The organism is Ruegeria sp. CF8 (genome assembly GCF_056537285.1).
In genome coordinates this window covers 69430-81637 of the sequence record NZ_JBQFRG010000001.1, presented here as the reverse complement: position 1 = coordinate 81637, position 12208 = coordinate 69430, and the positions used below count along the sequence as shown (strand labels likewise).

Genomic DNA, 12208 nt, shown 5'->3' with positions numbered 1-12208 from the left:
CTCTGAGTCTTTTGCGCGGATCATCTTATCGAAAACAAACCTTTGCAAGCGGAGTCGTTCAGGCGCAGTTGCAACGAAAGAGACCTCTTGATGCATACGCACCAAAGAGGTCTTTTTTGAGAAATGATGGAAACGGGCGGGACGCCGCCCAGAAACCGTCAGACGTCGATTGAGCGTGCGATCAACTCTTTCATCACCTCATTGGTGCCACCGTAGATCATCTGAACCCGCGCATCCGCATAAAGACGCGCAATCGGGTATTCCATCATGAACCCATAGCCGCCGAACAGTTGCAGACATTCGTGCATGATCTCGTTCTGCACCTCTGAACCCCAGTATTTCGCCATCGAAGCGGTGGCCGCGTCTAGCTCTCCGGCTTCCAGCTTGGCAACACAATCGTTGATGAAGCTGCGCAGAACCTCGGCTTTGGTCTTGCACTCCGCCAGCTTGAACCGGGTGTTTTGAAAGTCCATCACCCGTTGCCCAAAGGCCTTGCGTTCCTGAACGTATTTCACCGTTTCAGCGATAGCGAAATCAATCGCGCCCAGCGCCATGATCGCGATGTTCAGCCGTTCCCACGGCAGTTGTTTCATAAGCTGGTAAAAGCCCTGCCCTTCTTCGGCCCCAAGCAGGTTAGTCATCGGCACCTTGACGTCTTCAAAGAACAACTCGGCCGTATCGTTGCCCTTCATACCCAGTTTTTTAAGGTTCCGCCCCCGGCGAAAGCCTTCCGCCCCTTCGGTTTCAACCACGATCAAAGACACGCCACGCGCGCCTTCGGATTTGTCTGTCTTGGCTGCCACGATGATCAGATCAGCGGACTGCCCATTTGTGATAAAGATCTTGGATCCATTCAGCCGATACGAATTTCCGTCTTTCTCAGCCGTAGTCCGCACTGCTTGCACATCTGAACCGGTGCTGGGCTCCGTCATTGCCAAAGCACCGACCATTTCGCCCGAAGCAAGTTTGGGAAGCCATTTGTGTTTTTGATCCTCGCTGCCATAGGCCGTGAGGTAGTGCGTTACAATCGACTGAATGCCATAGCCCCAACCGGCATCGCCGCGCGCGCCCTGTTCGTAGGCTGTGATTGCGTCGAAGCCCATACCGCCACCGACACCGCCATATTCTTCGGGGATCGCCCCCGCCATCAGCCCGGTTTCACCTGCCTTGCGCCAAAAGTCGCGATCCACCACGCCGTTTTCGACCCAGGTTTCAATGTTGGGCGACAGTTCATCATCCATAAACCGACCCGCCATATCCGCAAACATGCGGTGTTCGTCGGTGACCCACGCTGCGGTGGAAGTGAAAAGTGGCATCGAACGCTCTCCAGACAGTCTTTCCTATAAGCCTAGCGTTCTGCCTGATTCACGCCAATGCATGTGACGCCGCGTCTCGCCGCAGAACAACGCAACGTCCCTTGCCCAAAACTGAAAGAACCGTTTTTGCTTGAGCAGGTTCAGGACAATGCTGTTGCCAGCAGGTCTGCCGCTGCATCCTTGGCGTCTTGCGCCGGATCGCAATGTTGAAGCAAAACGGCCGAGACAATTGCCCCTTCCTGCAAGACAACGATCTGACAGGCCAGTTTATGCGGATCCTGAGCACCGGCTTGTTCGGCAACCGAGGTGAAATGGTCCAGTAGGAATTGTTTGTGTTCGGCAGCCTGTACATGGATCGGGTGATCCGGGTCTTGGAATTCAGCACCTGCCTTTATGAACATGCACCCCCGGAACTCGTCTTCTTCGAACCATTCTTTCAGCGCATCGAAACTGGCGAGGATTTGCTCGGCTGGGGTTTCCGCCATCTCGTCAATCCGCTTTAGAAACCAATCGCGAAAGCTTTCGTCCCGCAAACGCAGGGCCGCAAGGATCAGCTCTTCCTTGGTGCGGAAGTGCTTGTACATCGACGTTTTGGACACACCCGTTTCCACCACCAGCTTGTCCATGCCGGTTGCGTGAAACCCATCGCGGTAAAAGACCTTCAGGGCCTTGCTCACCAGTTCGTCCCGTTTGTTTGGGCGCATGATTCGGCTCCATAGTGTACCGTTCTGTACATATTAGCCCGAATCGCGAAGTACAATAACACCAAATCAAGTTATTGATTTTAAATTACTTTATTTGACTAGACAGTCTCAATCTGAAATTTTTCGAAGTTTACTCTTGCAAAAGTTAACAGATCGGTACACTTTGAAGTCCAAAGCTAACCGATCTGTACACCAGAGGATTTGACCGATGAAACGTCGCGCCAGCATTTTCCCCCCTCAGTACGTTCCGTTCCTTCTGACCATGGCCCTTTTGGCCGCATCACTCACCTGAAAGCCCTTGCCCCATGTCTCGCCCTCCTCTGCCCCCATTCACGTGTGAAACCGCAACTCAGAAAGTGCGGATGGCGGAAAACGCCTGGAACAGTCGCGACCCCGACCGGGTGACGCCCGCCTACACTGAGGACAGTCAATGGCGAAACCGGGCTGAGTTTCTGTCAGGCCATGCCGACATCCACGCCTTCCTGACGCGCAAATGGCGCAAGGAGCTGGACTATCGCCTGATCAAGGAACTCTGGGCCTTTGCAGGACATCGCATTGCAGTACGCTATGCTTATGAATGGCGAGACGACAGCGGCCATTGGTTCCGCTCTTATGGTAACGAGAACTGGGAGTTTGCCGAAGACGGGCGCATGTCGCACCGCCACGCCTCGCTGAACGATCTGCCGATCACCGAAGATGACCGTCTGTTTCATTGGCCGCAGGGCGAACGCCCTGAAGATCATCCCGGACTGTCAGACTTGGGTCTTTGAAAGGACTTACCATGCCCCGTGCCTTTTCCGAACGCGCCTTCACCCCAGCCGTCCGCGCCCATCAAGAGCGGATGGGATCGGCAAAAACCTATGCCAAGTTCATCGAAAGTGGGCCACAGCAAGGCCACTTGATCGGCGAGCCCGAGAAAGAGTTCATTCAGGCACGGGATGGGTTTTATCAATCCACTGTGTCCGAAACCGGCTGGCCCTACGTGCAATATCGCGGTGGACCTGTAGGGTTTATGAAAGTGCTGGGGCCGCAGACCATCGGCTATGCGGATTTTTCTGGCAACAAGCAGTATATCTCGCGCGGCAACCTGGATGGGAATGATCGGATCGCAATGATCCTGATGGATTACGCCAACCAGCGCCGCCTGAAGATTCTGGGGCGTGTCGAATTTACTGAAGGCGAAGCAGCCGCAGCCAGTTTGTATCCCGAAGGGGCCGAGGCCCCGGCGGAACGGGCAGCAATCATACGTGTCGAGGCACTGGACTGGAACTGCCCGCGTCACATCACCCCTCGCTTCACCGAAGCCGAGTTACGCCCCCATCTGAACACGCTTGGACAGCAGCTGGCCCAGTTGCAGGCAGAGAATGAACGGTTGAAGCAACAGCTGGCCAAGTCAGACTAACTCGCCGGACTGTCACAGGATTTCGATATTCAGGAAAGGAATTTGTGCAATGGTTCGTTCAGTCGTTCAACTCTCGGCAGCCTGTATTACGGCAGCGGCCCTGATCTTGCTGATTGTGATGCTTGGGTTTTTCGCGTCACCCAGCGCTGTGCGCTCGTCTCCTTCCGTATTCAGCACCATGCTGTTTGATCACCTGAAGCAGGAGTGAAAGGCGTTCAGCCTCGACTGGCTTTGACCATCGCAGCAATACCTGCAACACAAAACTCGACCAAGGGCTTTATGTCAGGCTGTTCACCGCCCTGCGACAGCGCCTTAACGCGCCAGCCGCTGTTAAGATGCGCCAGCATGGCCGAAACCGAATACACCTGACCACTGGCCAGCACTGCCGGATCTACATCGGGGTAAAGCGCAGCAATCTCGTCTATAAAGTGCTGGGCCGTCGGATCGAAACACTCGGCCGCAATGTCGCTCCACCGTGGATCGACCGACACATGCGCAACCAGTCGACCATAGGCCATCCAGCCCGGACCACCCGTTTCAGCCAGCTCCACATAGGGGCGGATAAAACTGTCCAGAATGGTGTGCAATGTCAGCGGTTCCTCGGCCCTCACTTTGTTCAGCGCGTCGATCCGTAACTGCGCCAACTCATCCGCGCGTCTGGCAACGGTGCGATAGAAAAGCTCTTCTTTTCCGCCTCCGTGATGGTGCACCAGGCCAATCTGCACACCTGCCAAAGCGGCAATATCGCGGATCGAGGCACCTTCGAATCCCCGCTCAGCAAAGATCAATTCCGCAGCATCCATGATCCGCGCGCGCGTCTCCAACGACCGCTTGGAGGGCGCTCTTTGCCTTGGTTTTTCTATGTTTTTTAGAGTCATGATTTTCATCTTGCCTTATTTTGGTCGTTCGTTCAAGTTAAGCCTCACGAACTTCGGGAGGGTTCATGACAGAAACGCGCAACGCATTCGCCCTGATCGGGGCGGGACCAATGGGATTGGCCGCAGCCAAGGTGTTGAAAGAACAGGGCATCGCATTTCAAGGGTTCGAGCTTCATTCCGATGTGGGCGGCCTGTGGGACATCGATGCCCCCAGATCAACCATGTATGAAACGGCGCATCTGATCTCGTCCAAGCGTATGACCGAGTTCGAAGATTTCCCGATGGATGAGGCTGTGGCCGAATACCCTTCTCACCGTGCGATGCGCGACTATTTCCGTGCTTTCGCAGATCATTTCGGGTTGCGTGAGAACTATAGGTTCAATGCCGAAGTCACCCAGATCACGCCACTGGGCAACTCGGGAGACGGTTGGCGCGTGTTCTGGAAGGATGCCGAAGGCGACCATCAGGCCGACTTCGCAGGGGTTATGATAGCAAACGGCACCCTGTCGGAACCGAACATGCCAGAATTCCCCGGAACCTTCGACGGCGAATTGATCCATGCCTCGCAATACAGGTATCCCAGCCAGTTCGACGGCAAACGCGTTTTGGTTGTGGGTGCGGGCAATTCTGGCTGCGACATTGCGGTGGATGCGATCCACCATGCAAAACGTTGCGACCTGTCGATGCGGCGCGGGTATTACTTCGTTCCGAAGTACGTCTTTGGCAAACCCGCTGACACGATGGGTGGCAAGATCCGCCTGCCCATGTGGCTAAAGCGAAAGGTCGACAGCCTGATCCTAAGCTGGTTCGTCGGAAATCCTCAGAAATACGGCTTTCCCAAACCCGATTATCAGCTGTACGAAAGCCACCCGGTGGTGAATTCACTGGTCCTGTATCACGCGGGCCATGGTGATCTGCGCATTCGTCCGGATATCGACCGGCTGGAGGGTCACACCGTTCACTTCAAGGACGGTTCCAGCGAAGAGTATGACATGATCCTCGCTGCGACCGGGTACAAGCTGCACTATCCGTTTGTCGACAAGGACCTACTAAACTGGCAGGGCGATGCCCCGCATCTGTACCTGAACACCATCCACCCCGAACGGGACGATCTGTTTGTGTTGGGCATGGTCGAGGCCACGGGTCTTGGCTGGCAGGGGAGGCACGAGCAGGCCGAGATGGTGGCGCGCTATATCAAGGGTCTTCAGAAAGGTTGCCCGGCGGCGGCCGATTTGAAAACCGAAAAACAAAAAGACTACACGCGCGCCACCGGAGGTATGAACTATATCGACCTGCCCCGCATGGCTTACTACGTCGACAAGGCCACCTATAGAAAGGCCGTCACCGGCTGGATCGACCGTCTGCGGAAAGCCACTGCATGAGTGGAATTGACGAAGTCACTCTAAATTTCAGCCCGGCATCTCTGACGTTGCTGAACGCCATTCTGGCCATTGTGATGTTCTCGATCGCGATCGATCTGACGCCTCGGGATTTTGATCGCCTGAGACGCGCGCCAAAACCGGTGGTTGTCGGGCTGGTGTCTCAGTTTGTGGTCCTGCCCGCACTGACCTTTGCGCTGGTCTGGGTCACAGAGCCGCGTGCATCCATAGCGTTAGGGCTGATCCTTGTGGCGGCTTGCCCCGGAGGCAACATCTCGAACTTCATCACGCATCGCGCGGGCGGCAATGCGGCGCTGTCTGTGTCGATGACCGCATTCGCAACCATCGGCGCAATCTTCATGACGCCTTTCAACATCGCGCTTTGGGGCGGGCTGTATCCACCAACACGGGCGATCCTGCAGCAAACCCAGATCGACCCGGTGCAAATCGCCATCCTCGTCGGCTTGATGCTGATCCTGCCCCTTGTTCTGGGTATTGCGTTGAATCAGCGTCGACCTGACCTGACCGCACGTTTGCGCACACCGCTGCAATACTTGTCGATGGGTATCTTCGCAGCCTTCATCCTTCTTGCCCTGGCCGCCAATTGGGGGTTCTTCCTCAGTTTTGCCGGGGCTGTTGCCGGGCTTGTGATCCTTCACAACGCTCTGGCGCTGGGGGGCGGTTGGGTCGTGGCCACTCTGACCCGGCTGTCCCCCTTTGATCGTCGCGCAATCACCATAGAGACCGGCATTCAGAATTCAGGGCTTGGACTGGTCTTGATCTTCGCCTTTTTCCACGGGCTGGGCGGCATGGCAGTTGTCGCCGCGTTCTGGGGCATCTGGCACGCGATTTCGGGCATTGCGCTTGCGTCATTCATGGCCCGAACCGAGGCCGCGCGATGACCCGTATTCTGATCACAGGCGCCGCCGGTATGGTCGGGCAAGCACTATTGCCGGAACTTGGGGGGCATGAGGTTTTTGCCACCGACCTAAAGCGCCCGGAGGCTTTGCCGGAACACGTCGCCTATCTGCCCATGGATGTAACAAGCGATGCCCCTGCCCGCGTGATTGCCAAGGTGAAGCCGGATGTCATCGTGCATCTGGCCTCAATCGTGACGCCCCCGCCCAAGATGGGACGCGCCGCAGCATATGCTGTTGACGTCGAAGGAACGCGCAAAGTGGTGAATGCGGCGGTTGCCAATGGGGTGCGCAGACTGGTGGTCACATCATCGGGGGCTGCTTATGGCTATCACGCTGATAATCCAGTGCCGTTGCGCGAGCGTGACCCGCTGCGAGGCAACCCCGAATTCCCCTATTCCTATCACAAACGACAGGTCGAAGAATTGTTGGCGGAAGCCCGAAGTGTCGCCCCTGATCTTGAACAAGTGGTTCTGCGCGTGGGAACGGTGTTGGGGGCTGGCACTGAAAACCAGATCACCGCCCTGTTTCACAAACCGCGCATGCTGGCTGTTACCGGCAGCGAAAGCCCTTTTGTGTTTATCTGGACGCACGATCTGGCCCGTATCCTACAGCGCGCAGCGACCGACGGGCCACCCGGCATTTACAACGTCGCCGGAGACGGCGAGATGGGTGTAACAGATCTGGCCCGCGCCATGGGGAAATCGGTTCTGCGTCTTCCCGCTTGGGCGCTGAAAGCGGCCCTGACCGTGGCACGCCCGCTTGGCTTGTCTCGCTACGGTCCGGAACAGGTGCGGTTCCTGCAATATAGGCCGGTTCTGGACAATTCCGCGCTAAAATCAGAATTCGGCTATACGCCTAAAAAAACCAGCGCCGAGGTGTTCGCGTTCTGGCGAAAGCAGGCAGGGCTATGAAGACAGCTGTCATATCAGGCGGGGCAGGCGGTTTGGGGCGGGCCTTGAGCCAAGCCCTGCAAGCTCGCGGTTGGCGGATCGTGTTACTGGACCGTGATGTCTCGGGCTTGGACACCAAGCCAAACCAGTTGCCAATCGCCTGCGATCTGACAGTCCCCGAGCAGCTAATTGACGCAACTCTAAGGGTGATCGAATCCAGCGAAAGTATTGATCTGGTCATCTACAACGCCGGGGTCACGCAAATTCGGGGGTTCGATCAGTCCGACGCTGCCAGCCACCGAATGGTGTTCGACATCAACTATTTTGCAGCCGTTGAAATGGCCCGCGGGTTTCTGCAACCGGTCCGGGCCTCGAAAGGAACGCATTTGGCGATCTCGTCCGTGGCAGGGTTTGCGCCGCTCTATCACCGAACCGCCTATGCGGCCTCGAAACACGCGCTTGAGGGTTTTTTCAAATCGCTCCGCTCCGAAGAAGCACCTCATGGCGTTCAGGTTCAGATCGCGGCGCCGTCCTTCGTGGCCACCAACCCGGGCAACGCTCAAGAGCAGGCCGATGGAACTGCAAGACCCGGATCGGCAAAGGATGGTATGGACGAGATGAGCCCCGAGGCCGCCGCCAAAGCAATCCTGCGAGGGTTGGACAAATCGCAGCCGATGATTCCGGTTGGACGCGTGGCGCGTTTGTCCTGGTGGCTGAACAGCCTCTCACCGCGTCTGTATCAACGCCTGATGGAGCGTAATATACGCGGGCCAGAGACATAGAATTTTGCCATGACCCCTTGACCTTCCCGTGACTGGAACCCTCATTTGGAGGGCAAGGCAATCTGCGGAACGAGTCGCATGGCACATGAAACACTCACAGAACTCAAAATCACCGGCATGGGCTGCGCCTCCTGCGTGGGCCGTGTCGAAGCGGCCCTGCGCGACGTGCCCGGTGTCGATGCGGCCTCAGTCAACTTTGCAACCAAATCAGCGCAAGTGGCGTTTGACGGGCCGGTTACGGCTCTGACTGCGGCGCTGGACGCGGCAGGGTATCCAGCTGAAACCAATTGCGTAGATCTTAGTGTCGACGGGATGAATTGCGCCTCGTGCGTCGCCAAGATCGAACGCGCGCTGGCAGCCAACCCGGGTGTGATCGACGCGCAGGTCAATCTCGCCACTGAAACCGCCAAAGTGACATACGCGGCCGGGACAACCACGCCAGAGCAGTTGGCACAGCTAATCACCAGAATCGGGTACCCCGCGCGCCTTCAGAACGCCCAGGAACCTGAAAGCCGCGAAGATGACGAAATTCACAGTCTGAGCCGCACCACGATGCTTGCCACCGTCCTTGCGCTGCCGGTGTTTGTTCTTGAAATGGGCGGGCACATGATCCCCGCATTCCATCATTGGGTACACGCGACTATCGGTGTGCAGACCAGTCAGCTTATCCAGTTTGCGCTGACCTCGGCCCTGTTGATCGGTCCGGGACGAGTGTTTTACCGCAAGGGCATCCCATCCCTGCTGAACGGCACGCCAGATATGAACGCGCTGGTCGCGCTTGGGACCGGGGCTGCCTATCTCTATTCCGTGGTGGCCACATTCGCCCCGGGTGTGCTGCCGCAAGGCACCGCGAATGTCTATTTCGAAGCCGCAGCTGTCATCGTTGTACTGATCCTTCTGGGCCGACTTATGGAGGCGCGCGCCAAAGGCAGAACCGGGGCCGCAATTCGGAAGCTGGTAGGCTTGCAGCCCAAGACCGCAAGGGTCGAAGTAGATGGCCGAACCGAGGACCGCCCGATTGCTGACATTGCTGTGGGTGACACTTTGCGCGTCCGTCCGGGCGAACGCGTACCAGTAGACGCTGAAGTGCTTGAAGGCACGTCTTACGTTGACGAAAGCATGATCACTGGCGAGCCTGTGCCGGTCGGAAAATCGCAAGGGGCCGCTGTTGTTGGCGGCACGGTGAACGGGACCGGTGCCTTGCGGGTGCGTGCCGCGCGCGTTGGGGACGACACGGTTCTGGCTCAGGTCATCCGCATGGTGCAGCAGGCACAGGGGGCCAAATTGCCCATTCAAGGGCTGGTCGACCAGATCACCTATCGTTTCGTCCCAGCCGTCATTCTCGTTGCTGTGATCACCGTCATAATCTGGTTGGTATTCGGCCCCAGCCCCGCCCTGCCGCTGGCGCTTGTTGCAGGTGTTTCGGTGCTGATCATTGCTTGCCCCTGTGCGATGGGACTGGCGACGCCCACTTCTATCATGGTGGGCACAGGGCGTGCAGCAGAACTGGGAGTATTGTTCCGCAAAGGCGATGCATTGCAGCAGCTTCAACAAGCACGCATTGTCGCGCTGGATAAAACCGGAACTCTGACACTCGGACGTCCCGAGTTGGAAAGCGTGATGACGGCGAACGGGTTTGACCGGGATGAGGTTGTGCGACTTGCTGCATCCCTCGAAGCACAGTCGGAGCATCCAATTGCTTCAGCTATCACCCGGGCCGGCCCTTCCGCTCTGCCCGAGGCGTCGAACGTCCAGTCAATTACCGGCCTTGGCGTACAGGGCCTCGTTGAAGGCCGGGACGTACTGGTCGGGTCGTACAGGCTGATGGAAAACCGTGGGATCGATCTTGGCCGCTTGGCGGAAGAGGCCGAAGCGCGCGCCTCCGAAGGGGCAACGCCGTTATTCGTTGCTCTCGATGGGCAGGCCGCTGCTACGATTTCTGTGTCCGACCCGATCAAGCCCGGCACCAAAGAAGCGCTGCAAAGGTTGCACCAAATGGGGCTGACTGTGGCCATGATCACCGGAGACAACGCGCGGACAGCACAGGCGTTGGCTGATCGGTTGGGGATCGATCACGTCACTGCCGAGGTGTTGCCGGACGGCAAGGTGGACGCGATCACGGCTCTGCGGGACAATTTCGGAACGCTGGCTTTTGTTGGCGACGGGATCAACGATGCCCCGGCGCTTGCATCTGCGGATATCGGCATCGCCATTGGAACAGGAACGGATGTGGCCATTGAGACGGCCGACGTCGTTCTGATGTCCGGTGATCTGCGCGGCGTTGCAAACGCGACCGAGATCAGCCGTCGCACAATGCGAAACATTCGCCAGAACCTCGGATGGGCGTTTGGTTACAATGTCCTGCTGATCCCGGTGGCGGCTGGCGTGCTGTATCCGTTTGGCGGTCATCTGTTGTCGCCTGCTTTGGCAGCGGGCGCGATGGCACTGTCCAGCGTATTTGTGGTCTCGAATGCTCTCCGCCTGCGTCGCGTCCGCGCCAGCCTGCCGGAAACCCCGACCTTGGCCACCAAAAAGGTGCACGCATGAATATCGGAGACGTTTCTACCCGCACAGGCCTGCCCGCCAAGACGATCCGGTATTATGAGGATATCGACCTGATCAAGCCTCTGCGCGACGACAACGGGTATCGCCGGTTTCGCGATCAGGACGTGCATAAACTGAACTTTCTGGGCCGCGCCCGCGCGCTTGGGTTTATCATCGAGGATTGCAGGACTTTATTGGCGCTGTACGAGGATGAAACCCGCGCCAGCGCCGATGTAAAACAGGTCGCGCGGGATCATCTGGCGCAGATCGAGGCCAAGATCGCCGACCTGAACGCCATGCGCGACACGCTGAGTCATCTGATAGACGCCTGCGCCGGGGATGACCGGCCCGATTGTCCCATATTGCAGGATCTGGGTAGGAAAGGCTGACTTGGGGTTGCCCTTTGGGCGCAGCTTTGCTTTGTCTTCGTCGAAGATTTCGGCCCTAGGCAACGGTCGAACAGCCGAGAGGATCACAAAATGGCAAAAGTCACGTTCCTTGGCCTTGGTGTCATGGGCTATCCCATGGCCGGATTTCTGAAGGCCGCAGGTCATGACGTCACCGTCTACAACCGCACCACCGCCAAGGCTGAGGCCTGGGTGGCACAGCATGGCGGAGCCATGGCAGTCACTCCGAAAGATGCCGTCAAAGATGCCGATTTTGTCATGGCCTGTGTCGGCAACGATGACGATCTGCGCATGGTCTGCGCGGGCGAAAACGGCGCCTTTCAAGGCATGTCGGAAGGGGCCATCTTTGTTGATCACACAACGGTTTCCAAAGATGTCACATTAGAGCTTTACGCGGCAGCAGCAGCGCAAGGATGTGCCTTTGTCGACGCCCCGATCTCGGGTGGTCAGGCCGGGGCGGAAAACGGGGTCCTGTCAATCATGTGCGGCGGGGATCAGGACGCCTATGATGCAGCGGAACCCCTGATGCAGGTTTACTCAAAGATATGCCGCCGTATCGGCGAGAGCGGCACGGGCCAGATGACCAAGATGTGCAATCAAATAGCCATCGCCGGTGTCGTACAGGGCCTCAGCGAAGCGCTGCATTTTGCGGAAAAGGCCGGCTTGGACGGGCGCTCTGTGGTCGAGGTGATCAGTCAGGGCGCGGCTGGAAGCTGGCAGATGGTGAACCGCCACGAGGCGATGCTGGACGATCATTTCGATTACGGCTTTGCTGTGGACTGGATGCGCAAGGATTTGGGGATTTGTCTGGATGAGGCCAATTCAAACGGGGCTTCTTTGCCTCTGACGGCTTTGGTCGACCAGTTTTATAAGGATGTGCAGAAACTTGGCGGCGGGCGCTGGGATACGTCGTCGCTGTTCAAACGCCTGCGCGCTTTGGATTGAGGGATCAGGGGGCTGTCTGCCCCCTCTTGGCCCGGTGGGCC

At 57.7% G+C, this 12208-nt stretch carries 12 protein-coding genes and 1 pseudogene; 10 read left to right on the top strand and 3 right to left on the bottom strand.

Annotated features, from left to right (window positions below; genetic code table 11):
- Positions 1–158 precede the first annotated feature (158 nt).
- Positions 159–1316 (bottom strand): acyl-CoA dehydrogenase family protein, encoded by a 1158-nt coding sequence (locus ACR0EV_RS00400; protein WP_480798295.1) that lies wholly within the window; start codon positions 1314–1316, stop codon positions 159–161.
- A gap of 140 nt (positions 1317–1456) precedes the next feature.
- On the bottom strand, positions 1457–2020 hold the full coding sequence (locus ACR0EV_RS00395) for a TetR/AcrR family transcriptional regulator (RefSeq protein WP_480798294.1): 564 nt from the start codon (positions 2018–2020) through the stop codon (positions 1457–1459).
- A gap of 305 nt (positions 2021–2325) precedes the next feature.
- On the opposite strand from ACR0EV_RS00395, the gene ACR0EV_RS00390 reads away from it, so the two are divergent.
- From ACR0EV_RS00390 to ACR0EV_RS00380, 3 genes are read left to right on the top strand one after another with little or no spacing between them, the layout of a single operon-like run.
- On the top strand, positions 2326–2790 hold the full coding sequence (locus ACR0EV_RS00390) for a nuclear transport factor 2 family protein (protein WP_480798293.1): 465 nt from the start codon (positions 2326–2328) through the stop codon (positions 2788–2790).
- Positions 2791–2801: 11 nt separating this feature from the next.
- Entirely contained in the window at positions 2802–3422 is a 621-nt protein-coding gene (locus tag ACR0EV_RS00385; protein WP_480798292.1) for a pyridoxamine 5'-phosphate oxidase family protein, read from the top strand.
- Positions 3423–3471: 49 nt separating this feature from the next.
- Positions 3472–3630 (top strand): hypothetical protein, encoded by a 159-nt coding sequence (locus ACR0EV_RS00380; RefSeq protein ID WP_480798291.1) that lies wholly within the window; start codon positions 3472–3474, stop codon positions 3628–3630.
- Between the two features lie 7 nt (positions 3631–3637).
- Here ACR0EV_RS00380 and ACR0EV_RS00375 read toward each other — a convergent pair whose 3' ends face one another.
- Entirely contained in the window at positions 3638–4300 is a 663-nt protein-coding gene (locus tag ACR0EV_RS00375) for a TetR/AcrR family transcriptional regulator (protein WP_480798290.1), read from the bottom strand.
- A 65-nt stretch (positions 4301–4365) separates the two neighbouring features.
- Between ACR0EV_RS00375 and ACR0EV_RS00370 the strand changes: the two genes are divergently transcribed.
- From ACR0EV_RS00370 to ACR0EV_RS00340, 7 genes and pseudogenes are all read left to right on the top strand, one after another.
- Positions 4366–5682, top strand: coding sequence for a flavin-containing monooxygenase (locus ACR0EV_RS00370; protein WP_480798289.1), 1317 nt, complete (start codon positions 4366–4368; stop codon positions 5680–5682).
- Positions 5679–6581 carry a bile acid:sodium symporter family protein gene (locus tag ACR0EV_RS00365; RefSeq protein ID WP_480798288.1) on the top strand — a complete coding sequence of 301 codons (903 nt, stop codon included), beginning with the start codon at positions 5679–5681 and terminating at the stop codon, positions 6579–6581. The genes ACR0EV_RS00370 and ACR0EV_RS00365 overlap by 4 nt, the downstream gene beginning before the upstream one ends.
- Positions 6578–7510: an SDR family oxidoreductase gene (locus ACR0EV_RS00360; protein WP_480798287.1), complete on the top strand. Its 933-nt coding sequence runs from the start codon at positions 6578–6580 to the stop codon at positions 7508–7510. The genes ACR0EV_RS00365 and ACR0EV_RS00360 overlap by 4 nt, the downstream gene beginning before the upstream one ends.
- On the top strand, positions 7507–8271 hold the full coding sequence (locus ACR0EV_RS00355) for an SDR family NAD(P)-dependent oxidoreductase (RefSeq protein ID WP_480798286.1): 765 nt from the start codon (positions 7507–7509) through the stop codon (positions 8269–8271). Before ACR0EV_RS00360 ends, ACR0EV_RS00355 begins: the two co-directional genes overlap by 4 nt.
- 78 nt (positions 8272–8349) lie before the next feature.
- Entirely contained in the window at positions 8350–10818 is a 2469-nt protein-coding gene (locus ACR0EV_RS00350) for a heavy metal translocating P-type ATPase (RefSeq protein WP_480798285.1), read from the top strand.
- A complete protein-coding gene (cueR, locus tag ACR0EV_RS00345; RefSeq protein ID WP_480798284.1) occupies positions 10815–11204 on the top strand; it encodes a Cu(I)-responsive transcriptional regulator in 390 nt (129 codons plus the stop codon). Before ACR0EV_RS00350 ends, cueR begins: the two co-directional genes overlap by 4 nt.
- A gap of 78 nt (positions 11205–11282) precedes the next feature.
- A pseudogene (locus ACR0EV_RS00340) lies at positions 11283–12167 on the top strand (NAD(P)-dependent oxidoreductase); the annotation flags it as partial.
- Between the last annotated feature and the right edge of the window lie 41 nt (positions 12168–12208).

What these genes read in the sequence shown, in the direction of transcription:
- ACR0EV_RS00355 (WP_480798286.1), top strand. Translation starts at nt 7,507, where the DNA reads ATGAAGACAGCTGTCATATCAGGCGGGGCAGGCGGTTTGGGGCGGGCC.
- ACR0EV_RS00395 (WP_480798294.1), bottom strand. Translation starts at nt 2,020, where the DNA reads ATGCGCCCAAACAAACGGGACGAACTGGTGAGCAAGGCCCTGAAGGTC.
- ACR0EV_RS00365 (WP_480798288.1), top strand. Translation starts at nt 5,679, where the DNA reads ATGAGTGGAATTGACGAAGTCACTCTAAATTTCAGCCCGGCATCTCTG.
- ACR0EV_RS00380 (WP_480798291.1), top strand. Translation starts at nt 3,472, where the DNA reads ATGGTTCGTTCAGTCGTTCAACTCTCGGCAGCCTGTATTACGGCAGCG.
- ACR0EV_RS00385 (WP_480798292.1), top strand. Translation starts at nt 2,802, where the DNA reads ATGCCCCGTGCCTTTTCCGAACGCGCCTTCACCCCAGCCGTCCGCGCC.
- ACR0EV_RS00350 (WP_480798285.1), top strand. Translation starts at nt 8,350, where the DNA reads ATGGCACATGAAACACTCACAGAACTCAAAATCACCGGCATGGGCTGC.
- cueR (WP_480798284.1), top strand. Translation starts at nt 10,815, where the DNA reads ATGAATATCGGAGACGTTTCTACCCGCACAGGCCTGCCCGCCAAGACG.
- ACR0EV_RS00375 (WP_480798290.1), bottom strand. Translation starts at nt 4,300, where the DNA reads ATGACTCTAAAAAACATAGAAAAACCAAGGCAAAGAGCGCCCTCCAAG.
- ACR0EV_RS00390 (WP_480798293.1), top strand. Translation starts at nt 2,326, where the DNA reads ATGTCTCGCCCTCCTCTGCCCCCATTCACGTGTGAAACCGCAACTCAG.
- ACR0EV_RS00400 (WP_480798295.1), bottom strand. Translation starts at nt 1,316, where the DNA reads ATGCCACTTTTCACTTCCACCGCAGCGTGGGTCACCGACGAACACCGC.
- ACR0EV_RS00360 (WP_480798287.1), top strand. Translation starts at nt 6,578, where the DNA reads ATGACCCGTATTCTGATCACAGGCGCCGCCGGTATGGTCGGGCAAGCA.
- ACR0EV_RS00370 (WP_480798289.1), top strand. Translation starts at nt 4,366, where the DNA reads ATGACAGAAACGCGCAACGCATTCGCCCTGATCGGGGCGGGACCAATG.